Origin of the sequence: Pseudomonas leptonychotis, assembly GCF_004920405.1 — a bacterium.
Classification (GTDB): Bacteria; Pseudomonadota; Gammaproteobacteria; order Pseudomonadales; family Pseudomonadaceae; genus Aquipseudomonas; species Aquipseudomonas leptonychotis.
The window spans coordinates 545,161-570,028 of sequence record NZ_RFLV01000002.1 but is presented as its reverse complement, the minus strand read 5'-3'; the positions used below and the strand labels follow the sequence as shown (position 1 = coordinate 570,028).

At 57.8% G+C, this 24,868-nt stretch carries 25 protein-coding genes and 2 tRNA genes; 12 read left to right on the top strand and 15 right to left on the bottom strand.

Translation table 11 applies throughout. The features are described from left to right. Positions 1–56 precede the first annotated feature (56 nt). Positions 57–977 carry a recombination-associated protein RdgC gene (gene rdgC / locus D8779_RS13205; protein WP_136664941.1) on the bottom strand — a complete coding sequence of 307 codons (921 nt, stop codon included), beginning with the start codon at positions 975–977 and terminating at the stop codon, positions 57–59. Positions 978–1,243: 266 nt separating this feature from the next. Here rdgC and D8779_RS13200 point away from each other — a divergent pair. The 4 genes from D8779_RS13200 to D8779_RS13185 all read left to right on the top strand — a co-directional run bounded on the left by D8779_RS13200 (position 1,244) and on the right by D8779_RS13185 (position 3,140). Beyond that, positions 1,244–1,319, top strand: a tRNA-Val gene (locus D8779_RS13200). 21 nt (positions 1,320–1,340) lie between these two features. Then, positions 1,341–1,417: transfer RNA gene (locus D8779_RS13195), tRNA-Asp, on the top strand. Positions 1,418–1,606: 189 nt separating this feature from the next. Further along, positions 1,607–2,314: a BamJ family beta-barrel-assembly machinery protein gene (locus D8779_RS13190; protein ID WP_136664940.1), complete on the top strand. Its 708-nt coding sequence runs from the start codon at positions 1,607–1,609 to the stop codon at positions 2,312–2,314. A gap of 370 nt (positions 2,315–2,684) precedes the next feature. Further along, complete coding sequence (locus D8779_RS13185) at positions 2,685–3,140, top strand: YkvA family protein (protein ID WP_136664939.1); 456 nt, start codon at positions 2,685–2,687, stop codon at positions 3,138–3,140. A gap of 15 nt (positions 3,141–3,155) precedes the next feature. Here D8779_RS13185 and D8779_RS13180 read toward each other — a convergent pair whose 3' ends face one another. After that, complete coding sequence (locus tag D8779_RS13180) at positions 3,156–3,878, bottom strand: substrate-binding periplasmic protein (protein WP_240789731.1); 723 nt, start codon at positions 3,876–3,878, stop codon at positions 3,156–3,158. Positions 3,879–4,011: 133 nt separating this feature from the next. Between D8779_RS13180 and D8779_RS13175 the strand changes: the two genes are divergently transcribed. From D8779_RS13175 to D8779_RS13165, 3 genes are read left to right on the top strand one after another with little or no spacing between them, the layout of a single operon-like run. Further along, complete coding sequence (locus D8779_RS13175) at positions 4,012–4,332, top strand: helix-turn-helix domain-containing protein (RefSeq protein ID WP_136664938.1); 321 nt, start codon at positions 4,012–4,014, stop codon at positions 4,330–4,332. Further along, entirely contained in the window at positions 4,329–4,694 is a 366-nt protein-coding gene (locus D8779_RS13170; protein WP_136664937.1) for a hypothetical protein, read from the top strand. Before D8779_RS13175 ends, D8779_RS13170 begins: the two co-directional genes overlap by 4 nt. Then, positions 4,694–5,164, top strand: a complete 471-nt coding sequence (locus D8779_RS13165; RefSeq protein ID WP_136664936.1) for an SEL1-like repeat protein — start codon at positions 4,694–4,696, stop codon at positions 5,162–5,164. The genes D8779_RS13170 and D8779_RS13165 overlap by 1 nt, the downstream gene beginning before the upstream one ends. Positions 5,165–5,184: 20 nt before the next feature. On the opposite strand, the gene D8779_RS13160 is transcribed toward D8779_RS13165, so the two are convergent. Together D8779_RS13160 and D8779_RS13155 are read right to left on the bottom strand one after the other, a co-directional pair. Continuing rightward, positions 5,185–6,945: a bifunctional diguanylate cyclase/phosphodiesterase gene (locus tag D8779_RS13160; RefSeq protein ID WP_136664935.1), complete on the bottom strand. Its 1,761-nt coding sequence runs from the start codon at positions 6,943–6,945 to the stop codon at positions 5,185–5,187. Between the two features lie 95 nt (positions 6,946–7,040). Then, a complete protein-coding gene (locus D8779_RS13155; protein ID WP_420875603.1) occupies positions 7,041–9,119 on the bottom strand; it encodes a carboxy terminal-processing peptidase in 2,079 nt (692 codons plus the stop codon). A gap of 128 nt (positions 9,120–9,247) precedes the next feature. On the opposite strand from D8779_RS13155, the gene D8779_RS13150 reads away from it, so the two are divergent. The 3 genes from D8779_RS13150 (at position 9,248) to ahpF (ending at position 12,691) form a co-directional block, all read left to right on the top strand. Continuing rightward, entirely contained in the window at positions 9,248–10,213 is a 966-nt protein-coding gene (locus D8779_RS13150) for an NAD(P)H-quinone oxidoreductase (protein ID WP_136664933.1), read from the top strand. A 116-nt stretch (positions 10,214–10,329) separates the two neighbouring features. Beyond that, entirely contained in the window at positions 10,330–10,893 is a 564-nt protein-coding gene (gene ahpC / locus D8779_RS13145; protein ID WP_136664932.1) for an alkyl hydroperoxide reductase subunit C, read from the top strand. 241 nt (positions 10,894–11,134) lie between these two features. Next, positions 11,135–12,691 (top strand): alkyl hydroperoxide reductase subunit F, encoded by a 1,557-nt coding sequence (gene ahpF, locus D8779_RS13140; protein ID WP_136664931.1) that lies wholly within the window; start codon positions 11,135–11,137, stop codon positions 12,689–12,691. A 60-nt stretch (positions 12,692–12,751) separates the two neighbouring features. Here the strand turns inward: ahpF and zapE are convergent, their stop codons facing one another. The 8 genes from zapE to D8779_RS13100 all read right to left on the bottom strand — a co-directional run bounded on the left by zapE (position 12,752) and on the right by D8779_RS13100 (position 19,602). Continuing rightward, positions 12,752–13,879, bottom strand: a complete 1,128-nt coding sequence (gene zapE, locus D8779_RS13135; protein WP_136664930.1) for a cell division protein ZapE — start codon at positions 13,877–13,879, stop codon at positions 12,752–12,754. Next, on the bottom strand, positions 13,879–14,313 hold the full coding sequence (arsN2, locus tag D8779_RS13130) for an arsenic resistance N-acetyltransferase ArsN2 (RefSeq protein ID WP_136664929.1): 435 nt from the start codon (positions 14,311–14,313) through the stop codon (positions 13,879–13,881). Before arsN2 ends, zapE begins: the two co-directional genes overlap by 1 nt. Positions 14,314–14,421: 108 nt before the next feature. Next, positions 14,422–15,075, bottom strand: a complete 654-nt coding sequence (locus tag D8779_RS13125; RefSeq protein WP_136664928.1) for an HAD family hydrolase — start codon at positions 15,073–15,075, stop codon at positions 14,422–14,424. Continuing rightward, positions 15,075–16,064, bottom strand: a complete 990-nt coding sequence (locus D8779_RS13120; protein ID WP_136664927.1) for an ABC transporter ATP-binding protein — start codon at positions 16,062–16,064, stop codon at positions 15,075–15,077. The genes D8779_RS13125 and D8779_RS13120 overlap by 1 nt, the downstream gene beginning before the upstream one ends. Further along, positions 16,061–16,855, bottom strand: a complete 795-nt coding sequence (locus tag D8779_RS13115) for an ABC transporter permease (RefSeq protein WP_136664926.1) — start codon at positions 16,853–16,855, stop codon at positions 16,061–16,063. The genes D8779_RS13120 and D8779_RS13115 overlap by 4 nt, the downstream gene beginning before the upstream one ends. Next, a complete protein-coding gene (locus D8779_RS13110) occupies positions 16,842–17,681 on the bottom strand; it encodes an ABC transporter permease (protein WP_167492580.1) in 840 nt (279 codons plus the stop codon). The genes D8779_RS13115 and D8779_RS13110 overlap by 14 nt, the downstream gene beginning before the upstream one ends. Beyond that, a complete protein-coding gene (locus D8779_RS13105) occupies positions 17,681–18,487 on the bottom strand; it encodes an alkaline phosphatase family protein (RefSeq protein WP_136664924.1) in 807 nt (268 codons plus the stop codon). The genes D8779_RS13110 and D8779_RS13105 overlap by 1 nt, the downstream gene beginning before the upstream one ends. Positions 18,488–18,543: 56 nt before the next feature. After that, entirely contained in the window at positions 18,544–19,602 is a 1,059-nt protein-coding gene (locus D8779_RS13100) for an ABC transporter substrate-binding protein (protein ID WP_136664923.1), read from the bottom strand. Between the two features lie 342 nt (positions 19,603–19,944). Here D8779_RS13100 and D8779_RS13095 point away from each other — a divergent pair, with 342 nt between their 5' ends. Continuing rightward, a complete protein-coding gene (locus D8779_RS13095; protein WP_136664922.1) occupies positions 19,945–20,661 on the top strand; it encodes a UTRA domain-containing protein in 717 nt (238 codons plus the stop codon). 7 nt (positions 20,662–20,668) lie between these two features. Here the strand turns inward: D8779_RS13095 and D8779_RS13090 are convergent, their stop codons facing one another. Continuing rightward, on the bottom strand, positions 20,669–21,466 hold the full coding sequence (locus D8779_RS13090) for an MBL fold metallo-hydrolase (protein WP_136664921.1): 798 nt from the start codon (positions 21,464–21,466) through the stop codon (positions 20,669–20,671). 84 nt (positions 21,467–21,550) lie between these two features. Here D8779_RS13090 and D8779_RS13085 point away from each other — a divergent pair, with 84 nt between their 5' ends. After that, positions 21,551–22,513, top strand: coding sequence for a GlxA family transcriptional regulator (locus D8779_RS13085; protein WP_240789730.1), 963 nt, complete (start codon positions 21,551–21,553; stop codon positions 22,511–22,513). A 25-nt stretch (positions 22,514–22,538) separates the two neighbouring features. Here D8779_RS13085 and D8779_RS13080 read toward each other — a convergent pair whose 3' ends face one another. Together D8779_RS13080 and D8779_RS13075 are read right to left on the bottom strand one after the other, a co-directional pair. Further along, positions 22,539–23,828, bottom strand: a complete 1,290-nt coding sequence (locus D8779_RS13080) for a M18 family aminopeptidase (RefSeq protein WP_136664920.1) — start codon at positions 23,826–23,828, stop codon at positions 22,539–22,541. A gap of 71 nt (positions 23,829–23,899) precedes the next feature. Continuing rightward, positions 23,900–24,610 carry a 4'-phosphopantetheinyl transferase family protein gene (locus D8779_RS13075; protein ID WP_136664919.1) on the bottom strand — a complete coding sequence of 237 codons (711 nt, stop codon included), beginning with the start codon at positions 24,608–24,610 and terminating at the stop codon, positions 23,900–23,902. Positions 24,611–24,868 lie beyond the last annotated feature (258 nt).

Sequence of the window (24,868 nt, the reverse complement as noted above, 5' to 3'; positions counted from 1 at the left end):
CAAGCCGCAAAGGATCAGTGGTTCATTCCTCTGCGGCTGCTCGGCCTGGCGGGCAGTCAGATGCCCTGAGGGATTTCTTCGCCGCCCAAGGCTTCGAACAGGGCTGGGAGGAACTCCACCAGCGTGAGCATCATCAGGGTAAAGCTGGCGTCCTGTTGGCCAAGGGCGTCATCGCCACCATCTTGTTCGGCCTGATCTTGCAGCAGGTCTTCGAAACGCAGGCGTTTGACCACCAACTTGTCATCCAGCATGAAGGACAACTTTTCCTGCCAAGCCAGGGAGAGCTGGGTGACTTGCTTGCCGGCGGTCATGTGCAGCTGAATTTCGTCGCTGGTCAGGTCTTGTCGCTTGCAACGCACGACCCCGCCATCTTCGTGGGTGTCACGCAGCTCGCATTCATCCAGAACAAAGAAGTCGTCAGCGGCTTTTTGAGTTTTGACCCAATCGGTAAGCGTGGCGCTCGGTGCAATTTTCACCGCGAGAGGGCGTATGGGTAGCGAGCCAATGGCCTCACGCAGGGTTGAGAGCAAGTCCTCGGCCCGCTTGGCGCTCGCCGAATCGACCAGAATCAAGCCTTGTTTGGGCGCGATGGCCGCAAATGTGGCGGACTTGCGGATAAAGGCGCGCGGCAAGAAGGTTTGCACGATTTCATCCTTGAGCTGGTCACGCTCTTTTTTGTAGACCTTGCGCATCTGCTCGGCTTCGATCTCGTCGACTTTTTCCTTCAGTGCATCACGCACCACACTGCCCGGCAGGATGCGCTCTTCTTTGCGGGCGGCGATCAGGAGAAAGTCGCCGCTGACGTGTACCAACGGTGCATCGCCACCTTTACCGAAGGGCGCGATAAAGCCGTAGGTGCTGAGTTCTTGGCTGGCGCACGAGCGGGCCGGTTTGGCGGACAGGGCAGCTTCCAGGACCTCGGCATCAAAAGGAATGTCTTGGGTGAGGCGATAAACCAGCAGGTTACGAAACCACATAAGAGGGTGAATCTCCATTAGTTGAGCTGCCAGCAGCGGCAGGTATCACAAGTCGTCAGTACCTGATGCAGGTGCTGCTTCAAGTTGTCAGAAGCGGTATGACCGGTCGTACAACCTGCTCGTTTCATTCGGGGCGCATTATTCCCCTCTAGAGTGCCTGAGGCCAAGTCTGCGCTAAGCCTTTGCTGCATCAATAAAAAATATTCAAATCAGTGCTTGCCAAGGTGTCGATGCCTCTCTAGAATGCGGCCCACTTCGAGAGTGAAGGGTGATTAGCTCAGCTGGGAGAGCAGCTGCCTTACAAGCAGCGGGTCGGCGGTTCGATCCCGTCATCACCCACCAACTCGCTTTTTGAAGTTACGCGCAGCGGTAGTTCAGTCGGTTAGAATACCGGCCTGTCACGCCGGGGGTCGCGGGTTCGAGTCCCGTCCGCTGCGCCATTTTTATCCTCGCTTCATCCCCTCTGTGACATATCCTAATACCTCAGAAATTCTTCCTGAATAATCCGCTAAACATCTGAACTTATACGCATTTTCTGTCTCCTAACACGGTAGCCAGTGATCGCGGCAGCCTGCTAAGCTCGCGCTTTCACCCCATTAGCCCTAGGGCGCACCGGACAAGGAATAAGCATGAAACAGCATCGTTTAGCAGCGGCGGTCGCCCTGGTAGGTTTGGTTCTCGCAGGTTGCGATTCGCAAACCAAAGAGCTCACCCTGGAAACTCCGGCACAGAAAGCGTCTTATGGTATCGGCCTGAACATGGGCAAGAGCCTGGCTCAAGAAGGCATGGATGATCTGGACTCCAATGCCGTTGCCCAAGGCATCGAAGATGCTATTGGCAAGAAAGAGCAGCGCCTGAAGGACGAAGAGCTGATTGAAGCTTTTGCCTTCCTGCAGAAACGTGCCGAAGAGCGCATGGTGACCCTCAATGAAGAGTCGGCTAAAGCCGGCAAGAAATTCCTTGAAGACAATGCCAAGCGTGACGGCGTAACCACTACCGCTTCCGGCCTGCAGTACGAAGTGGTGAAGAAGGCTGATGGTGCCCAACCGAAAGCCACCGACGTGGTAACTGTTCACTACGAAGGCAAGCTGACCGATGGCAGTGTGTTCGACAGCTCGGTTGAGCGCGGTAGCCCGATCGATCTGCCGGTTAACGGTGTGATCCCAGGTTGGGTTGAAGGCTTGCAGCTGATGCATGTTGGCGAGAAGTACAAGCTCTATATCCCGAGTGAGCTGGCTTATGGCGAGCAAAGCCCGACTCCAGCAATCCCAGCCAACTCGGTGCTGGTGTTTGATCTGGAACTGATTGCGATCAAAGACACCGCCACTCAAGAGTAATTCTTAGCGGTTTCAACAGCGCCCCGTCTCGACGGGGCGTTGTCGTTTTTGCCAAGCGTAATTGGCACTTTTCGCTTGACTAGAGGGTCTTAAAGGGCGTGAGTAATGGCTGCAGTGTTACGGTTATGCACATTTTCCATATAGGTCATGACGAGTTACTGTAACGCTCGCGTAAAAACCCTTTGCCATTTTTAACTTATTGATTTATATGATTTTTTGCTGTGTGGGCAAAAAATGTCCGATCTGTGGTGAGGCCGCATGGGCTGGGCGTTTGCCAGGGTTATGGAGAAACTGTTCACAAGGTTATCCACAGCTTTAGTGGATAACCATAGCCAACCCAGCGCGTACGCGGGATTGGCGGGAGAGGGCGATGAAAACACCGAAAAATTTTACCCGTTACCAGTTTCTAGCTAAGCGTTTCCTTAAGGCCGGACGGTTACCGACCTTGCTGCTATCAGTCGCTCGAAAGCGTGAAAAGCTGGGTAATGGCTTTGCTGAATTGGCTGATCACCTGAAGCTGCTGCAGGCACTTTGTCTGGCCTGGTGGCGTGGTGAATATCGGGCAATCGATTCTCGAGCATTACTGGCAGTGGTGGCGGCTTTGCTGTACTTCGTCACGCCGCTGGATGCCATACCCGACTGGTTATTAGGTGTTGGGCTGGTTGATGATCTGGCCGTCTTGGCGTGGGTACTGCGCACTTGGCAGGTCGAGCTTGCGGCGTTTCAGCAGTGGCGAGCGGATCAGGCGCCAGAAGTGCTTCGGGTAGTTGAGCGCTTGCCAGAGTCTGATGAGGCGGTTGTGGTGCTTGATGGGTCGCTGCAGTAGCAGTGCTTAGATGCTTTAGGTGTCGTTAAGCAATTGCTTAATCAATCCTTGGTCACGCAGTTGCAACAATGCATCGTTCAGTAGTTTGGCGCTGACAGGAAGCTTCGGGCTGTACGTGCAATGCATGTCATAGCGGTCAATCACCCAGGTGTTTATTCGCAAAGGTGCGTCTGCATGCTTGCTCAGTTGGAAGCTAAGTGTTCGGTGCATGTCGATGATTGCGTCCAGGCGTTGTTTTTGCAGCAGATTAAGCCCGGCGGTTTGGTCACGAAGATTCTTGCGGATGATTTTTTTGCTGGTGAACGCATCCATTAATGCGCTGCTGTAGACGTAGCCCAACTGCGTACCAAGGGTCTTGCCATAGAGGTCTTGTAGGCTATTGATTGGAGCATGCTGGCGGTGCAGCAATAGAACATCCTCTTCGCTGTAGAGAGGGGGCGACCACTGATAGCGGGTGGGGTCATTCATCCACTGAGGGTTGTTATTGCAGATGACGTGAATGCGGCCGCTCTGCATGGATTCATCAATGCGCTTGTTTGGCGTTTCAACAAACTGAGCGTCGTAGCCCAATTTCTGGCTGGTGAGCTGACCTAGTTTGTAAATAAACCCGCCACGCAGTTGCTGCTCATGCACTTCGACATACGGCATACCGTCAGCGCTGGAAAACCCCCACCGCAACTCCGCCGCCCCGGCCCAGCTACTCCAGCTAATCAGCAGTATTGTTAGCAGCTTGTGCAAAACATTTCCCCAGGTAGTGCTTGATACCTAGGGGCAGTATAGATCACGCGCTTTATCGTGCCGGGCTGTTAAGATGCTTGCCTGTTCTGGAGTTGCTGAGAGTGATGGAAGTGCTCTGCATGGAGATTTACAGATGAATGTGCAAGTGATCGAGCGTGATGGTCAGCCGGAGTATGCGGTGCTGCCTTGGGCGCACTATCAAGCATTGTTGCAAGCCGCCGGCCACGCGCCTGAGGTTGCCCCTGTGGTGGTTGAACCCCGCAAGTACGCATTAAGCCAGTTGGCAGCCCTGCGTGAAGCCAAAAGCATGAGCGCTGAGCAGTTGGCGCGTAATGTGGGCATCAGTCCGCATTATCTAGGCATGATCGAGAGCGGTGAGCGTCAGCCAGATGCTGCCATTCAGCGCGCCCTTGCTTGGCATCTTGGGGTTGATGGTTGGGAGGCGCCGCTTTGAGTGTAAGTATCAGTCGGCAACATTGGCAGGCTTTACTTGGGGAGCTTGAGGATGCGCAGCGTCAGCGCCATCTGGTGACCTACCGCGCCGTGATCGAGCGGTTGTCATTGCCCAGCCCTGCCATGCAAACCCTGGCCGCTGCGCTGGAACACCTGGCCGCACTGGATGCACGTGCCGAGCGCCCGCTACGTAGTGCGCTGGTGATCAGCCAAGGTGCGAGTCGTTTGCCGCGTACGGGGTTCTTCGAGTGCGTTAGCCGCTTGGGGCGCTTTACGGGGGCTTCTGACGGTATCGCGGCAGCCTCCTGGCATGCCGCCGAAGTGGCCCGTGTGTTTGAGTTCAGCTACCCGGAAGACCTCTGATGTTCGGTGGGCTGCGTGCGCGTATCGGCTACTGGCTGGCGCGCCGCCTGTTTCACTGGGCCTGGCTGGTCAAGCAACCGCCTGCCTGGCGCTGGCTGGAAGGGCAGTTCTCGCGTATGGCCAACCTGGGTAATACCCAGGCACAGAGCTTCTATGGCCACATCCTTCTGTTTCGCGGTCAGGGATTAGGCGCGCGCAACGAAGGTCGGCGTTTGCTCGGTTTAGCGGCCAAGGCCGGAGATAGCAAGGCCGCTTACCAACTCGGTGTTCTGAGTCTTTCCGGTGATACCCAGCATGCGGCGGATGCGCCGAAGGCCATTGAGTGGTGGACGCTGGCCGCACAGGCAGGACACCCAGCAGCTGCTTATCGCTTGGCTGAGTTGTACCGCAGTGGCGCTGCGGGTGTTGCCGTCGATGAGGCGCAAGCTGAACATTTTTCCGCGCTGTCCAATCGCCTCAGCGGCCTCTGATCCAGCACCAGTTCCCGCCATCAAGCCGCCGTATCCGCCTGGGTATCAATGATATGCAGGCTGTAACCCGGTACCGCCTTGGCGTGGCGCTTGGCTTCTGATGCCATCGCCGCCAGTTGGCTGGCATCCAGTTGCGCGCATTGCTCGGGGTGCACATGCACCACCCCTAGAGACAAGGACAGCAATGCGTACTCCTGGCGTTTACCGCTGCGGTTATGGGCGACAAAACAGCCTGCTTGCAGGTCTTCTTCACGATAGAAACGTCGGCACTGGCTCTGGAAATCCTCCAGCAGGCGATTGAGCCGCGCGCGCCAGTCCTGCGAGCCGAGTACCAGCAGAAAGTCATCGCCGCCGATATGGCCAACAAAGTCTTGCGTTGGGTCCACCCGGTCGCTCAAACACTGCGCCAGGCTGAGCAGCACTTCATCGCCTTTGGCGTAGCCGTAGATGTCGTTGAACGGCTTGAAATTGTCGATATCCACATAACACACCACGGCTTCGCGGCCCTGCTGCAACAAGCGGGTCAGGCACTGCTGGATCGGTACATTGCCCGGTAGCAGGGTTAGCGGGTTGGCGTAACGGGCCTGCTGGATCTTCAGCTCGGTGATCAGTTTGAGCACATCGATTACCCGACCGAGCCCGATATAGCGGCCGTCTTCCATGATGATGAAATCTTCTTCGATGCGCTGCCGGGCACGGCTGGTGAGTAAGCGGCTGACCTGTTGCAATGACTGGCTGGATTCCACCGCCAAGTAATCATCACTCATCAAGCGAGTGATCGGTTTGCGTGCGAACAATTCGTTGGCAAAAGGCTTGAGCAAAGCTTCAGAGAGCGAGTGACGGTGCACGATACCGGTGGGTTGCTGAGCTTCATTAAGAACGGCCAGTGAGTTCAGGTTGGCCTGAGCGCGGAACATTTCCAGCACCTCGCTGGTGGGCGTACTCAGGGCCACTGCTTGTTGAGGGTTGAGCAGGCCGCGCAGGTCGCTGACATCCTCATTGAGTGGGCTGCTGGTCGTGACACTGGGCAGCAGGTTCGTGGTGTCACGCGGTGGTTGTTCTTGAGGGCGGCAGAGCAGGTAGCCTTGCAGCAGGTCGACGCCCATTTCAGATAGCACGGCAAGCTCTTCAGGCAGCTCGATACCTTCGGCGATAACCTGTGCGCGTGAGGCTTTGGCCATTTTCAGGATTGAACCGACGAATTCGCGCTTCACCGAGTCCAGATGAATACCGTCGATAAAGTGGCGGTCTATCTTCACGTAGTCCGGACGTAATTCAGACCACAAGCGCAAGCTTGAGTAGCCGGCACCGAGATCATCCAGGGCGATGGAAAATCCCATGGCGCGGTAGTGATGCAGGGCTCTATCGAGTAGGGCGAAATCATCAGTGGGTGATTGTTCGGTCAGCTCGATGACCACCTGGCTGGGCGGGATGCCCAGCGATTGCAGTAACTGCAGTGTGCGCCCAGGTTGGTGTTTGGGCGCCATCAGTGAATCCGGTGAGACATTGAGGAACAGCTTGCCTTGAAGCTTGAGCTGGCTGAAGCGCTGACAGGCATTCTTGCGGCAGAGCAGTTCTAACTCACCTAGGCGGCCGGCGCTACGCGCTACGGCAAACAGGTTAATGGGCGAGTGCAGAGCGCTGTTGGACGGGCCGCGGCTAAGGGCTTCGTAACCTAGAATGCGCCGTTCAGAGAGCGAGATGATCGGTTGAAATAAGCTGTGCAGTTCGCCTTTGGCGAGGATGTTGTCCAGTGCGTGGAACTGCTCGGTAACGATCATGGCGGCTCTCTGTGGCATAAAAAAACGGGGACTGATATGACTACCAGTCCCCGCATTTCACGACAGTTTGATGACCCTTTGATGACGCCCGATAGTTACTGTTTGGCCAGGTGAGTATTCAACCCCAGGTAATCGAGCAAAATGCGCCCACTTTCGGCGAGGTAGGCATCGTCTTCCGGTTTGGTTTTTTCATCAACCGCCGGCAATGCGTCTTCGTCCTCTTCCTTGAGCTTGTTCAGCAGGGTTTCACCTTTGGCTTTGCGCCGGCTGTTCTCGATGGTCAGCTGCTGGCCTTCGATATCCGTCTGTTGGGTGCGGCGCTTGGCCTCATTGAGGCTGACGGTGGTTTCTTCCATCAGTTTCTGTGCCAGTTGTAGACGCTCACGGGCGAAGGTGAAGTCGGCATTTTGGGCGGTGCGGCGCTCAAAACGGCTCTGCAGTTCGGCCAAGAACGGCTTGATCGGGTCCAGCTCAGGTTTGATCGCCGGCTTGATGCTGTCCCATGGCAGGGCCTCGGGCAGGGCACTCTCACCGATTTCCTTGGTGTCCATGATGTCCGGGTACTGAATATCCGGAATCACGCCCTGATGCTGAGTGCTTTGCCCAGAGACGCGGTAGAACTTAGCCAGGGTCAGCTTCAACTCGCCATGATTGAGCGGCTGAATAGTTTGCACGGTGCCTTTGCCGAAGGTCTGGCCGCCGAGAATCAGCGCACGGTGGTAGTCCTGCATGGCACCGGCAAAAATCTCCGACGCCGAAGCGGACAGGCGATTAACCAAGACTGCCATTGGGCCTTTGTAGAAAATCCCCGCGTCATCGTCAGCCAGTACATCAACCCGACCATCGCTGTTACGCACCAGCACCGTAGGGCCTTGGTCGATAAACAACCCGGTCAGCTCGGTAGCTTCTTGCAGGGAGCCGCCGCCGTTGTTGCGCAGGTCGATGACCACGCCGTCGACTTTTTCCTTCTCCAGTTCGGTGAGCAGGCGTTTAACGTCGCGGGTGGTGCTCTTGTAGTTTGGGTCGCCAGCGCGGAAGGCTTTGAAGTCCAAGTAGAACGCAGGTATCTCGATGACCCCAAGCTTATAGTCACGGTTCTCATGCTTGAGGTTAAGGATGGATTTCTTCGCTGCCTGCTCTTCCAACTTGACCGCTTCACGGGTGATGGACACCACTTTGCTGGTTTGGTCGTTCGGTGCATTACTGGCTGGAATCACTTCCAGGCGCACTTGCGAGCCTTTTGGGCCGCGAATCAGTTTGACCACTTCATCCAAACGCCAGCCGATGACATCGACCATTTCCTTGCTGCCTTGGGCTACGCCGATGATTTTGTCAGCAGGGGCGATCTGCTTACTTTTTTCTGCAGGGCCCGCGGGTACCAGGCGTACCACTTTGACGTGCTCGTTGTCGCTTTGCAGCACGGCACCAATACCTTCGAGCGACAGGCTCATATTGATGTCGAAGTTTTCTGCGTTGTCCGGCGATAGGTAGGTGGTGTGTGGGTCATAAGACATAGCAAAGGCGTTGATGTAAGCCTGGAATACGTCTTCTCCGCGAGTCTGCTTGAGCCGTGCGAGCTGATTGTTGTAACGCTTAGTCAGCAGCTCCTGAATCGCTTTAGGCTCTTTGCCGGCGATTTTCAGACGCAGCACTTCATCTTTCACGCGCTTGCGCCACAAGTCGTCCAGCTCAGCCAGATCTTTGACCCAGGGAGCGTTCTCACGGTCGATCAGCAGGCTTTCATCGGTGTCGAGGTCAATCGTGTCGACGCCTTTATCGAGCATGCTCAGGGCGAACTGCAAACGGCCTTGCAGGCGTTCGAGGTGGCGCGTGTAAATGGTAAAGCCGGGTTGCAGGTCGCCGTTTTTCAGCAGGTCATCAAAGCGCGTGCGCCATTGATCGAACTCGGCAATATCGGAGGCTATAAAGTAGCTGCGTGAGGGGTCGAGCATCTTCAGGTAGCCCTGATAGATTTTCTCGGAGCGCTCGTCATTCAGCGGCGGCTTGTTGTAGTGATGACGCTTCAACAATTCCACAACGTTGAGGCTGGCAATCACCTGCTCGCGGTCAGGTTGCAGGTACTCCCAAGAGTCACTGGTGGTTTTCGCCGCGAGCGGCAATGCGCTCAGGGCGAACGAAAAGGCGAGGGTGACGCTGAGTAGGGATCGCTTCATGCTGATTCGACGTGTGGGCAGTTGATAACGCATATTAGGCCGTCTTTAAGGGCGCCAGGTTCCATCGGCGCAATGCAAAAGCCCGGCGATCAGCGCCGGGCTCGGTTCAAATGCACTATGGAGGCAGCGTGAAGGCATTGCAAGGCGTTGAAGGTCGTGTGGAATGGGCGCAGCACCCCGTTCCGGTCTGTGATGTAGGGGAGATTCGCATTCGGGTAGCCGCCGCTGGGCTGAATCGTGCCGACTTGTTACAGCGCGCCGGATTATATCCGCCGCCGCCAGGCGCCAGCGAGGTGCTGGGGTTGGAGTGCGCTGGCGTGGTCAGCGAAGTAGGCGCCGGTTGCGACTGGAAAATCGGTGACCGCGTCTGCGCGCTGTTGAGCGGTGGCGGCATGGCCGAGGAAGTGGTGGTCGATGCGCGGCATGCCCTCCCGGTTCCTGAGGGAGTTAGTCTGCATGAGGCGGCGGCGTTGCCGGAGGTCTATGCCACGGCTTGGCTCAATCTGTTTCAGTTAGCTGCCTTGAGGCCTGGGCAAAAGGTGCTGCTGCATGCCGGCGCCAGCGGTGTCGGTTCGGCTGCCATTCAATTGTGCAAAGCTTTTGGCAGCCCGTGTTGGGTCAGCGTCGGTTCGCCGGAGCGTCTGGCCTATTGCGAGAGCCTGGGCGCTCAGGGCGGCGTATTGCGGGGCGAAGGGCAGATGCAAGCGCTGCGTGATTTTGCCCCGTTTGATGTGATTCTTGATCCGGTGGGCGGCAATTACGCCGCACTCAATCTGGATTTACTGGCCCTGGATGGTCGTTGGGTGAACATCGGGTTGCTCGGTGGGCGCAATGCTGAGCTGGACCTGGCGCTGTTGCTTGGTAAGCGCATTAGCTTGATCGGCTCGACTTTGCGTAATCGTGATGAGCAGTTCAAAGCCGACTTGTTGCGCGATCTGCAACAGTTTGTATGGCCGCTGTTTGCCGAAGGGCGGCTCAAACCGCAACTTCAGCAAGCCTATGCACTCAAAGATGCCGAGGCGGCTTTTGCGGTGTTGGCGACTAACCAGGTCAACGGCAAACTGGTGCTGGTAATAGATCCGGCCTTGATTTGATGGGCTGTTTCGATTGTCTTAGTCAATCGATGCCATGGCGGCAATTAATAAGCTTTTTTCGTTTAAGGCGCTAAAATGGGCGCTGTCAATTTCTCAACCCTCAGAAGGAATCAGAGATGAACCTCATCAACACTCAAGTTCAACCGTTCAAGGTCAACGCGTTTCACAACGGCAAGTTCATCGAAGTCACCGAGCAGTCCCTTAAAGGCAAGTGGTCGGTACTGATCTTCATGCCGGCTGCATTCACCTTCAACTGCCCGACTGAAATCGAAGATGCGGCCAACAACTACGCTGCGTTCCGTGATTCGGGTACTGAGGTGTACATCGTTACCACCGATACCCACTTCTCGCACAAGGTATGGCACGAAACGTCGCCAGCCGTTGGCAAGGCTCAGTTCCCGCTGATCGGTGACCCGACTCACCAGCTGACCAACGCGTTTGGTGTGCACATTGCTGAAGAAGGTCTGGCTCTGCGTGGCACCTTCCTGATCAACCCGGAAGGCGTGATCAAGACCGTAGAAATCCACTCTAACGAAATCGCTCGTGACGTATCGGAAACCCTGCGCAAGCTGAAGGCTGCTCAGTACACCGCTGCCCATCCAGGCGAAGTGTGCCCAGCTAAGTGGAAAGAAGGCGAGAAGACCCTGGCTCCATCGCTGGACCTGGTCGGCAAGATCTAAAAATGGTTGTAGAGCTGCTGCGCTAGGCATTGCCGCGTTGAAATCAGGCTCGGGCTGCTCATTTACAGCTCGTAAACTCCGCGCTCTCGCCTGATTTCGCCTTGCACTGCCGTCGCTTGCGACGCTCTCCATTCCATTTTTCACCATCTGGAGCCTACTTGGCTCTTAGACGGTACCCGACGCCCGGGCGTAACCCGTCCGGGCGTTTTATTGCCCAAATTTTGTCACCGAGGACACGCTCATGTTGGACGCCAATCTGAAAACCCAGTTGAAGACTTATCTGGAAAAAGTCACCCAGCCGTTTGAGATCGTCGCGTCCCTCGATGACAGCGACAAATCCCAGGAAATGCTGGCGCTGCTGCAAGACATCGTTAGCTTGACCGACAAGATCAGCCTGAATACCGATGGCAGCGATGCACGTAAGCCCTCGTTTGCGCTTAACCGCCCGAATGGCAATATCAGCCTGCGTTTTGCCGGCATACCCATGGGGCATGAATTCACTTCCTTGGTGTTGGCGCTGCTGCAAGTGGGCGGCCATCCGTCCAAGCTGGCGCAGGATGTAATTAGCCAGATTCAGAGTCTCGAAGGCGAGTTCAACTTCGAAACCTATTTCTCCCTGTCTTGCCAGAACTGCCCAGACTTGGTGCAGGCGCTGAACCTGATGGCGGTGCTCAACCCCAATATCCGCCACGTCGCGATTGACGGTGCGTTGTTCCAGGATGAAGTTGAAGCGCGGCAGGTTATGTCGGTGCCAAGCATCTACCTGAACGGCGAGTTATTCGGTCAAGGCCGTATGGACGTCGAGCAGATTCTCGCCAAGATCGACACCGGCGCCAGCGCCCGTGACGCCGAGAAGCTAAACGGTAAAGAGGCCTTCGATGTTCTGATCATCGGTGGCGGCCCGGCTGGCGCTGCGGCTGCAATTTATGCCGCACGTAAGGGCATTCGTACCGGTGTTGCCGCTGAGCGTTTCGGCGGTCAGGTGCTCGACACCATGGCTATCGAGAACTTTATCTCGGTGCAGGAAACCGAAGGGCCGAAGCTGGCTCGTGCCCTGGAAGAGCACGTTAAGCAGTACGAAGTCGACATCATGAACTTGCAGCGCGCCACTGCCCTGGTGCCGGCCGGTGCTGAAGGCGGTTTGCATGAAGTGAAGTTCGACAGCGGTGCCAGCCTCAAAGCCAAGACGGTGATTCTGTCCACCGGCGCCCGCTGGAGAGAAATGAACGTGCCCGGCGAGCAGCAATACCGCAACAAGGGCGTGGCCTACTGCCCGCATTGCGATGGCCCGCTGTTCAAGGGCAAGCGCGTGGCGGTGATTGGTGGCGGTAACTCCGGCGTTGAAGCGGCCATCGATCTGGCCGGCATCGTGGCGCATGTCACGCTATTGGAATTCGACAGCGCACTGCGTGCCGACGCCGTGTTGCAGAAAAAGCTCTTCAGCCTGCCCAACGTCAAGGTGATCACCAGCGCGTTGACCAGTGAAGTGAAAGGCGATGGCCAAAAGGTCACGGGCTTGGTTTACAAGGACCGTAACTCCGATGAGTTTGCCTCGGTAGAGCTGGAAGGCATCTTCGTGCAGATCGGCCTGCTGCCAAACACCGAGTGGTTGAAAGGCACCGTGGAGCTGTCCAATCGTGGCGAGATCATTGTCGATGCACGGGGCGAAACATCGCTGCCGGGCATCTTCGCCGCCGGCGATGTAACCACCGTGCCGTACAAGCAGATTGTGATCGCGGTAGGCGAGGGAGCCAAGGCGTCGTTGAGTGCGTTCGACCACCTGATTCGCACCACCTAAGCCTTATTCGGCGCTAACAAACAGGGCAACCAAGCGGTTGCCCTTTTTTATACGCGCCAGTTACGCATTGGCGCCGAAGCGCTCTAGCTGCATTTCTTGCAAGCGGCTGAGTGTGCGGCGAAAGGCGAAGCTCAGGTATCCCTCGGTATAGAGTTCGGCGAGCGGCACCTGGGCTTCGAGGTACAACGGCACCTTGCGGTCGTAGCACTCATCCACCAGAGCGATAAAGCGCCTCACGCTGTCATCCTTGACCGACAGGGCAGGCAGTTGCCGATCACCTGCTTGTACCCGCTCAACGCCATCCTCGGTGCCTCGGGCGATTTTCGCTGCGCGTTGTGGGCTGCTTAGGTTCGGCACTTCGCTAAGGAGGATGGCGCGGAAACGGTCGCACAAGGCGATAAAGTCCTGCGTGGCCAGGGGCTGCTCGCAAAGGTCGCTAAAACGGCACCAGAGCACGTTTTCGCAGTGGCGCACGGTTTGTACGCTGCGCGCGCCGAGGACAAGTGGCTGTCCACTGCTGGGTTTACCGGCGGCCAGCTCGCTGAAGTGCCGGCTCAACACGCCGGGTAAACCCGCTGTGGCAAGCCAATAACGGCTATGGGTAACACCGGGATGCAGACGGTGATCTTCCTGGCCGTCGATGCTTACCACCTGCATATGCCGCTGCAGAGCGGCAACCGCCGGCAGAAAACGTTCGCGGTTAAAGCCTTCGGCATACAGCAGTTCGGGCGGCTGGTTAGAGGTGGCCACCAGCACCACGCCCTGTTCGAGCATCACCTGAAATAGCCGGCCGAGAATAATCGCATCGCCAATATCGCTGACAAACAGTTCGTCAAAGCACAGCACGCGCACCTCGCGGGCCAGCTCCACGGCTAGCGCCTGCAGCGGGTCCGGTGTGCCGGTGAGTTGAAACAGGCGCCTATGCACCCAGCGCATAAAGTGGTGAAAGTGCTGGCGCCGCGCCGGGACCTTCAAACCCTTGTAAAAACTGTCCATCAGCCAGGTTTTGCCACGCCCAACGGGGCCCCACAGGTATACCCCGCGAGTGGGATTCGCAGGCGCAGCGTGATGCAAGGCGTGATGGCAGTCGTGTAAGGCTTGGGCGGCCAGCCACTGAGCGGGGTCAGATTTAAAACCATCGAGGTCGATGGCCTGTTGATAGGCGGCGAGCGGTGAGCTGCAATCCATCAGCGTGTCTCGATCCGCTTGTGCATGCAGATCGCACTGGCAGGGCAGAGGCTGGAAAATTCGGCGGTCTGGCGAATTGCCTCAGGCACGTCAGCTCTGTCGAGGATGCGGTAACCACGGTTGCTGAAAAAGGCTTCGGCGCTGTTGGTCAACAGGTACAGCTCACGTACGCCGATTTGCTGTCCATAGGCTTCGATTTCGGTAACCAGTGCGCTGCCATAACCCCTGCTACGAGCGGCAGGGCTGACCACCAGTGAGCGCAGCAGTGCTGCCTCGCCGTAGGGCTGCAGGCCGATCAGCGCTTCGGGGGCGTGCACAGGACCGCCGCCGATAAAGTGACTGAAGTGCTCAGCCTCAAGGTCAGCGGTTGGCAACCCGGCCGCTGCCAGTAGTGCTTTGGCTGCAGCAGTTGGCGGGTGACGGTAAAAGTTCATGGGCGTCCACGTGGGCGAGATAATCGGGTCAGCATCGCGCGGGCACTTTAACCGAGCGCTCAGCAAAAGACCCACAGGCGTGGGTCTTTTGTTTTCAGCAGGTCGTTATCAACGCCAGCTAAGGATTGGCCAGCCGGCCTGTTGGGCATGTTGCAACAGGGTTGGGTCAGGGTTGACCACATGGGGTTTTTCGACCACTTGCAGCAGCGGCAGGTCGTTGCGCGAGTCGGAGTAGAAGTAAGCGCCGTCGAGGCTTTCGCCCTGTTCTTGCAGCCAATTCTGGAGGCGGGTGACTTTGCCGTCGCGGTAGGTCAGTACGCCCTGGGTGCGGCCGCTGTAGTGGCCATGTTGCTCTTCCAGGTCGATGGCCAACACTTCTTCGATTTTCAGGCGTGCAGCGATAGCGCTGACCAGAAAATGCGCCGAGGCGGAAATCACTAAGATACGGTCACCGGCGGCGCGATGGGTGGCCAGGCAGCGGGTGGCGTCGCTGTAGAAAATCGGCTCGATCACGTCTTCAACAAAGGGCTCGACCACATGGGCGACTTCTTCTGGCGTGCGGCCTACCAGCGGGGAGAGGGTGAAGGCCATATAGTCTTCCATGGCCAGGCTGCCGGCGGCGTACTGGCGCATCAGCTCTTGTTCGCGGGCGATAAAGCTCTCGCCATCTGCCCAGCCGAACTTGACCATTTCCTGGGTCCAGAGGCTGGCGCAGTCGCCGCCAATCAGGGTTTCGTCCAGGTCGAAAATTGCCAGGGCCATCAGGCCACCTCACAGATTGCGTTGTCTTCAATGTTCAGGTTGATGCGCTGGCCACGGGCGTGCAGGTCCGCCGGGGAGCGATTGAGCACGTCCACCAGCAGTTCGACGCCACGGGCTTCGACGCTGTAACGAATCACGTTGCCGAGCAGGCGGTGGCTGCGAATGTGCCCTTCGATGCTGCCTTGCGCGCCGATCTGGATCGCCTCCGGGCGAATCGCCACGCGGCTATGGATTGGCCGCAGCAACAGACGGCTGGCGGCATCGGCGTCGAGCAGGTTGTAGTTGCCGATAAAGCCGGCGGCAAACACATCGGCCGGGGCGGTGTAGAGGGTTTCGGCGTCGCCGCTCTGCACGATCTTGCCGGCGTTCATCAAGAAGATGCGGTCACTCATGACCAGCGCTTCTTCCTGATCGTGGGTGACGAAGATAGTGGTCAGGCCCATCTCCTGCTGGATGTTGCGGATCTGCTCGCGCAGGTGCTTGCGAATCCGCGCATCCAGCGCCGACAACGGCTCATCCAGTAGCAGCAGGCGCGGGCGGGTAACCAGCGAACGTGCCAAGGCGACGCGCTGGCACTGGCCACCGGACAATTGCGGCGGGTAGCGATTGGCGAAGTCATTCAGTTCAACCAACGCCAGCACTTCTTTGACCCGCTGCTCGGCTTCACTGCTTTTGACCTTCTGCATGCGCAGGCCAAAAGCCACGTTCTGCTGCACGGTCATGTTGGGGAACAGCGCGTAGCTTTGGAACACCATGCCGATGCCGCGTTTTTGCGGGGCAACCGGTACCAGGTCTTCGCCGTCGAGGAGCACCTGCCCGCCATTGACCCCGGTTAATCCGGCGATGCAGCGCAGTAGGGTGGACTTGCCGCAGCCAGATGGGCCGAGCAGGGTGATGAACTCGCCTTTGGCGATTTCGCAGTTGATGTCGGTAAAAATCGAGGTGCTGCCGTAGCTTTTATGCAGGCCTTGAATACTCAGAAAACTCATGACTTGTCCTTATTCAGGCGGTTGGCCGCCCAGGTCATCAGCAGCACGAACATAAAGTAGGAAATCACCAGGGCGCTGGTGAAGTGACCACTGTCGTTGCGCATGTTGTAGAGGTACACCTGCAGGGTTTCATAGCGGCTGCCGACCAGCAGGTTGGCAAACACGAACTCGCCAAACAGGAAGCTGAACGAGAGGAACACCGACACCATCAAACCTTTACGCAGGTTGGGCAGCACCACCATAAAGGCTGCGCGTGAGGTGCTGGCGCCGAGCAAGTGAGCGGCGTCCATCAGGTCACGCAGGTTGATCGCTTGCAGATTGTTGCTGATCGCCCGGTACATAAAAGGCAGGGCGATGGTGAAGTAGCAGCCAATCAGAATCCACGGCGTACCCAGGATCGGTAGCGGGCCCCCGGCAAACAACTGCATCAAGCCCACGGATGAGACCACCGGCGGAATGGCGAATGGCAGCAGGATCAGCACGTTCATCACCGCGTCGAGCTTGGGGAAGTGATAACTGACCACAAACAGCAGCGGCAGAATCAAGACCAGCGACAAGGCCAATGCGGCAAAGCAGATCAGCAACGAGCGGCCGAAGGCGGACAGGAAGCGTGTGTCGCTCCACAGCGCCAGGTACCACTTGAAGGTCAGTCCACTCGGCAGAATGGTCGCCGACCAGCTGGTAGACAACGAGTAGACCAAGGTGCCCAGCAGTGGCATAAGCAAAATCAGCATCAAGGCGTAGACCACCAGCTGATGGAACAACGGTGAGCGGTTTTCAGCGTGAGACATGGTAGCTCCGACGCAACAGCCATTGGTGAACCAGGGTAATCAGGGTCATCAGGCCCACCAGAATCATCGCCAGCGCACTGGCCATATTCGGGTCGAGGAAGATGTCGCCAGAGACCATGGCGGCAATACGAATCGGCAGGATGTTGAAGTTGCCGGTGGTCAGTGCATACACCGTGGCGTAAGCGCCCAGGGCGTTGGCCAGCAGGATTACAAAGGTGCCGAGCAGGGCCGGGGTCAACACCGGCAAACCAATGTGCCGCCAGAACTGCCAGTTGCTCGCACCGAGTAACTCCGCAGACTCGCGCCAGTCTTCACGCAGTGCATCGAAGGCCGGGTAGAGCAGCAGTACACCGAGTGGGATCTGGAAGTAGGTGTAGAGCACGATCAGGCCAGTCTTGGAGTAGAGGTTAAAGTCCTCAATGATCCCCGCCTGCTTGAGCACAATGGTCAGTGCGCCGTTGAAGCCCAGCAGAATGACAAAGGCAAACGCCAGCGGCACGCCGGAAAAGTTGCTGGTCATGTTGGTGAAGGCCATGACGAAATCGCGCAGCTTGCTGTCCACTTGACGCAGCGAGTAGCTGCCAAGGATGGCAATGCTGATGCCGATCAAACTCGACCAGAACGCCACCTCCAAACTGTGGCGCATGGCCTGACGATAGAACGGTGAGGAAAAGGCCTCGGTGAAGTTACCGAGGCTCCAACCCTCACTGGTGTGCAGGCTGTTGCTGGCGACCCAGAGCAGTGGGGCGATCTGAAAGGCGATAAAGAACAAGGCAAAAGGCAGCAGGCAGAGTAGGGCCAACCATTTGCCACGCAGGGCAGAGATCACGATAGAAGCTCCCGGCACACGGGTTTGTCGTGGGCCACGCCGAGTAGCTCGCAGACCGTGCCACAGATTTCAAGCTGTTTGGGCTCGGCGTTGGGGTCGAGGCTGAACGCGCTGCCGAGCACCAGCAGGGGTACTTCACGTTCTTCTGGCAGCAGGCCGTTGTGCGAGCGGTCGTTGTTCATGCCGTGGTCGGCAGTCACCAGAATCTGGTAGCCCGCATCCAGCCAGGGCTGAATGTATTCGGCCAAGTGCACATCGGCCATGCGCGCGCTGTTGCGGTATTGCGCGCTGTCGAGGCCGTGTTTGTGGCCGGCATCGTCGATATTCATCGGGTGCACCAGTAGCAGATTGGGCGCATGGCGCTGGCGCAGGCTGTCGGCATCGGCGAACAGGTGCGAATCCGGGTAATGGTCGGCGTAGTAAAAGTGGCCATGCTGAATCGGCAGCGCCACATCGCTGGTATGGCGATCACGGGCAGCCTGAAACGGCGAGCGGTTATACAGCTCGCTGACCCAGTGATAAGCCGCCGCAGCGGTAATCAGGCCGGCGTCGCGGGCGTAGTGGAACATGCTGCGCTGAGTCGACAAGCGCGATACATCGTTATTGACGATGCCGCTGTCGATCGGCGCAACACCAGTCAAAATGGCTTCATAGAGCGGGCGTGAGAGGGCCGGGAGTTCACAGTCGAGCTTGTACAGCGCGGCGCGTCCGGCTTGGCAATAAGCCTGCAGATGCCCCAGCGCATGCTGAGCCACCTGATAGCTCAGGCCATCCAGAACCACGAGGATGACGTTGTGCGACATGGTTAAAAGCCTTAGCAATTGAATCGGCCCCAGAGGAATCCCTGGGGCCAGATGCATTAGTTCATGTTGATGATGACGTGCTCTTGCCACAGGCGCGGCAGGGCTTTAGAGGTGGCTTCCCAGGCAGCAGCATCTTTGATCGGCTGAACCTTGGCGTACTGCTCTTGCGGCAGCAGCTTGGCTTGAACCTCGGCTGGCAGGGTCAGGTGTTCGGCGCGGATCGGCCGGGCATTACCTTTGGCCAGGTTGATTTGGCCAGCGTCGCTCAAGATGTACTCACGCGCCAGTTTGGCGGCGTTAGGGTTTTTTGCCCATTTGTTGATGATGGTGCTGTAACCGGAAATCACCGAACCGTCAGACGGAATCATCACTTCAAAGCGCTCTGGGTCGATCTGATCGCGGTAGCTCAGGCCGTTGAAGTCCCACACTACGCCGACTTCGACTTCGCCTTTTTCCAGGGTCTGGATGGTTGGGTTGGCCAGCGACAGACGGCCTTGCTTGGCCAGTTCGCCGTAGAACTCCAGTGCGGGTTTAACGTTGCTTTCATTACCGCCCATGGCGATGGCGGCAGCCAGTACACCGTTTACCGCTTGTGCGGCGGTGCTGACATCGCCAGCCGACACTTTGTAGGTGCCTTTTTTCAGATCAGCCCAGGAGTGCGGGATGTCCTTGACCAGCTGCTTGTTGACGATAAAGGCGATGGAGCCGGTGTAGGCGAGCATCCAATGGCCATCTGTGTCCTTGGCCCAGGCTGGAATTTGTTCCCAGGTGCTGGGTTTGTAGGCTTGGGTAACACCTTGCTGCACCGCGATGGGGCCGAAGGCCGCACCGACGTCGCCAATATCGGCAGTGGCGTTGTCTTTTTCAGCGGCAAATTTGGCAATTTCCTGGGCCGAGCTCATGTCGGTGTCCATGTGCTTCAAGCCGTATTTTTTCTCCAGGTCAACCCAAGTGTCCTTCCAGTTGGCCCAGCTATCCGGCATGCCGACACTGTTTACCGCGCCTTCTGCGCGCGCAGCCTTCTCCAGTGCTTGCATGTCCATGTCAGCAGCCATGGCAGAGGTTGCCAGGGCAATGGCCGAGCCCATCAGTGAAGCCATCAGCAGTTGTTTCATTGGAAACTCCTTTGCGATTGGGGTATGTGCGGTGAACTGTTCTGGTCTAGATCAGCAAGACCTAAGCCAATTTAGGCGGGTTAAATGACAGTTTTATGTACGTTGCTCATTTAGCGGTTATAACCGCGTTGCCGAAACGGGCGCTTCACTAGCGTAGACCATGATTAAAACCGCCATTACGTGGCTTGCAGACTAGACTTTGCGCGGATTGACGATGTGTGTCGGCAGAGTGTCATGCTTCGGTCATCTGGAGTGCTTAAACTTGAAACATGATTTTTACTGCGGCATTAACAGGATTCTGCCCCTTATTGGGGTTGGACTAGTCCAAATAGGGAGGTCTTGATGCGCGATGAAGCGCCACGGGCAGTCACTGCTATATGCCGGGCATTGGAAGAGCAGATTGAGCACGGGTTGTTGCCTTCAGGCAGCCAGTTACCAGCGGAGCGCAAGCTCAGTGAAGTATTCGACACCACGCGCATCACCTTGCGTGAAGCACTAGGCCAGCTTGAAGCCCAGGGGCTGATTTATCGTGAGGAGCGGCGTGGCTGGTTTGTATCGCCACCGCGCGTGGCCTACAACCCGCTGGTGCGCAGCCACTTTCACGCCATGGTTGGTGAGCAAGGCCGGGTGCCGGCCACCGAGGTGTTGAGTGCGCGGTTGATACCGGCCAGCGCGGAAATCTGTCAGCTGTTGGCGTTGCCGGCGCTGTCCAGCGTGTATCAAATACGCCGTGCACGGCGTATCGACGGGCGCTTGGTGCTGTATGTCGAGCACTACCTCAATCCGAATTACTTCGCCGGCATTCTGGATTTCGACCTAACCCGCTCGCTAACCGAGTTGTACGCCAGTGAGTACGGCATTCATTACGGGCGGGTGCGTTTCGACATGGTGCCGACTGCTTTGCACAGCGAGGCCGCTGGCGCATTGAAAGTGGCGGTGGGCAGCCCAGCGCTGCGCATCGTGCGGATCAACCGTGACCAGCACGGCCGGCTGATTGATTGCGATCTGGAGTTCTGGCGCCACGACGCCCTGCATGTGAGCGTCGAAGTACCGGAGTGAGGCTTATCTAAACGGCTAGCTGATTTTGCCGTGACAGTGAGAATTCCAGGGTCTCGCCATCCAGCGGTACCCGCAGACGCTTATTGAACCCCCGGCGAGTAGCCTCCTGCAGCAGGTCGGCGCGTGTCACCGGGCAGTGATCGAGTGCCTCCAGGTGGTTGGCTACGATGATGCCGCTGCTGAGTTGAAGCGCCGCGAGAATATCGGCTTGGTCCATGATGATCTCGCCGCCTAGGTCGAAGCGCGCGCCACCTGCCGGCAATACACTCACGGTCGGTGCCAGTTCTGTCAGGCAGTGACGGACATCTGCAGTCAGCAGAGTGTCACCGGCGAGGTAGAGGCTGGGTTCACCTGGTATCTGGATGAAGTAGCCGTAGCCATGGGCCATCAAATTGCCGATAAAACCCTCCCCATGTAGGCAGGCAATTGCCTGGATCGAACCATTAAAGAATGTACCGCCGCTCATGCCGGGCAGTTCCTGCACGTTGAGCCGGCGCTTGCGTAGGTAATCCGCATCCTCTGCCATGCACAGCACAGGCGTGTTGCGTTCGCGCAGCCAGCGGATGGCGGTACGGTCGAGGTGGTCGAAGTGGCCTTTTTGGCAATGGGTGATCAAGCAATGGGTCACCCGTTGCAGGTGTTCAGCGGCATTGTTGGGCATCTCAACCAGTGGATTACGCCGACGCCGGGCGAAGTATTTGAGGGCTGGTAGCTGGCCCTGTGCGGCGAGCATGGGGTCGACAAGCAGGCATACTTCGCCGAATTCGACGATCAGGGTGGCATTGCGCAGTTGAGTGATTTTCATGGAGTTCTCCGGGATAGGAGGACTCATTGTAAAAATTCGTCTGCCGGATAAAGATGGCAGGAATTACCACAAATAGGACATTTCATGCCTATGCAGAAGATCGGTCTGCTGCTGTATCCCGGTTGCATGCCTGCAGGCCTGTTCGCCTTCGCCGACCTGCTGACGGCGGCCAATCGACGTGTTGGCGAGCAGCACTTTGAGCTGTGTTGGATTGGCTTGGGCAGCGAGCCGGTCGATTGCGCACAGGGCATGCGCTTGCAACCACAGAGCAGTCTGGCTCAGGCCGAATGCAGTGCAGTGCTGATTCCCGGGCTCTGGGCGGATTCGGACGCGATGATCACTGCGGCACTGGAGGCCAACCGAGGTCTGATTCGGGCGTTAAATCAGCTACCGCGCACGACACAGCTGTGGAGCTACTGCACCGGCGTGTGCCTGCTGGCGCAGAGCGGGCGTTTGCAGGGTGAGCGAGCGACGGCAACCTGGTGGTTGGCGTCCAGTATGCAAGCGCGCTTTCCTCAGGTGCACTGGCAGTTTGAGCAGACTCAGGTGAGCAATCGGCTGAATGCCACGGCCTCGGGTGTAAGTGGTTACCTGGCGATTGCCCGGATGCTGCTTGAACAGCAGCTTGGGTCGGTGGCTTATCGCGAGATCGCCACGCTGATGGTGTTGCCCCGCCCGGAACCGGCGACGCCAGTGTTCCGCGCTGTTGGCCTGATGCAGCAAACGGAGCCACTGTTGCGCAGGTTGCACCTGGTGGTGGAGCGCCTGCCGGCACAGCAGCTCAGCGTGCAGCGGCTTGCCGATGAACTGGCCGTTTCCGCACGCACTCTGGCGCGTAAGGTCAAATCGTTGACAGGGTTGGCGGTGGCGGATCAGGTGCGCCTGATCAAGCTCAACCAGGCAGGAGAACGGCTGCTCCTCACTGCAGACTCGATCAGCCGGATCAGCGTCGCTCTGGGTTACGGCGATGAGTCGAGCTTTCGACGCACCTTCAAGCATGTGACCGGTCTTACCCCGGCGGCCTACCGACAGCAGTACAAACTTTAGCGATTGTTTGCTGCCGGGGTAACGATCAAGGCAACTCGGCGCTGTTATAGAAGGCGCTCAGTACTTTAACCAGATGGGCCAGGTCTTGGCTGCCGGCCAGCTCGCGGATCGAGTGCATGGCGAAGGTCGGCAGGCCGATATCCACGGTGCGTACGCCCAGCTGGCTGGCGGTGATTGGGCCGATAGTCGAGCCGCAACCCATGTCGCTACGGGTGACAAAGCTTTGCACCGGCACTTCGTTTTCCAGGCACAGATGGCGGAAGAAGCCGGCCGTCTCGCTGGTGGTGGCGTAACGCTGATTGCTGTTGATCTTGATCACCGGGCCGGCATTGAGCTTGGGGCCGTGATTTTCGTCATGTCGATCGGCGTAGTTGGGGTGTACGGCGTGGGCGTTGTCTGCCGAGACCAGCAAGGAGCGCTGGATGGTACGGACAAAGCCATCCCCGTCGGGCAATACACGGCGCAGCACTTGTTCCAGCATCGGGCCATCGGCGCCGCAGGCCGACGAGGAGCCGACTTCTTCGTGGTCGGTGCACACCAGCATGCAGCTTTCATCATCGGCGGCGGCCAAGAGCGCTTGCAGGCCGGCGTAGCAAGACAGCAGGTTGTCGAGCCGCGCACCGGCAATAAAGTCGCCATTCAAACCAATCACCGCAGCGTTTTGAGTGTCGTAAAAACTCAGCTCGTAATCGAGCACGGCATCGGCGCTGAAGTCATGCTGGCGCGCCAGTTGCTCGGTAATCAGGGCGCGGAAGTCAGCCGCTTCAGGGTCGGCCAGTTGCGCAAGAATCGGCGGTAGTTCGTTTTGAGGATTGATGGCCCAGCCCTGATTGGCCTCACGGTTGAGGTGAATGGCCAGGTTGGGGATCACCGCAATCGGACTCTGAAAATCGATCAGTTGGCTTTCAACCTTACCGTCGCGACGGTAGGTGACGCGTCCGGCGAGTGACAGGTCGCGGTCAAACCAGGGTGCCAGCAGGGCGCCGCCGTAAACCTCAACGCCGAGCTGGAAAAAGCCCTGGCGCTGCAATTCCGGCTGGGGCTTAACCCGCAAGCAAGGGCTGTCGGTGTGTGCGCCGACTAAACGGATGCCACCTTCGAGCGGTGAGCGTTTGCCCAGCTTGAAGGCGATGATCGAGGAGTCGTTGCGGGTCACGTAATAGCGGCCACCGGGCTCGGTGTGCCAGCTGATACGTTCATCCAGTTGCTGAAAACCGGCAGCCTCTAGGCGCTGAGCCAAACTGGCGGTGGCATGGAAGGGGGTGGGCGAGGCCTTGAGGAAATCGATCAGGCCTTGGTTCAAATCTTCGCGCATAGAGACTCCGGGCAACAGTTGGCCGAGTTTAGCGGATTTGCCCCAGGCTTTGGGCGGCAGTGCCAGGCAGATTAGCGTGCAATGCTGACCAGGCTAAGCAGGTAGCCGTCGAATTCAGCAAATTGCCCGCTTACCTCCGCTCCGGCGGGCCATTGCTCATGCAGGTCGATCAACAAACGCATGCGCACTTGCTGTGATGTATCGACGCTGATCAGCTCTGCATCCTGAAAATAGAAGTGCCGTAACACTTGCGGGTAGAGCGCTTTAAACAGGCTTTCTTTGAGTGAAAAGGTCAAGCTGATGCGTTGGGCGCGCTGCTCAGTAGGCAGATTTTGCAGGCGTAGCAACTCGGCAGGGGTGAGTATTTCCCCGGCCAGGCGCTCGGCACGACTGGCGGGCATGATCTGCTCAACATCCAGACCCAGGCCGCGCCATTCTGAGTGTTGGCCCACCACCGCAGCCGCCCACCCACTGCCGTGGGTAATGGAGCCGACCGTGCCATTCGGCCATTGCGGTGCCCGATCAGCGCCGCAGGCAGGTGTTGCCGCTGTTCCAGTCAGCTGCGCCAATGCCGCCCGCGCGCACAGGCGGCCTGCCAGGTATTCCGCCTGGCGTTTGGCAACGCCTTTTATCGGGGCAATGGCACAGCGGCTGAAATCTTCGCTGTGTAAGTGCCCGGGGTCAAAGCGGGTACTGATCAAGCGCAGTGTTGAGTGTGGGTGGGGCAATGGCCAGTGGTCACTCAGTGGGGCGCAGCAGGCGGGTAGGAAATCTTTATTCATGAGCACATTCTGCCGCGTGCTTGTGGCATCGACCAGTCGCATTCCGTGGTTACAATTCGTTGCAGAGCGACAACAAAGCAAAACGGAGTCTTGCTGGTTTATTTGCCACACTTGTTTATGCGCCTCTTTGGGGCGCAGGTGAGGTTGTAGCAGGTACGGGCGTGAGGCCTGTACCGGCATTTCTCTGAGAATGAGTACGGGAGCCCGTTTGGGCTCCCGTTTTTTTATGGTGGCGCTTAAAGACGTGTCGCTAGGCGA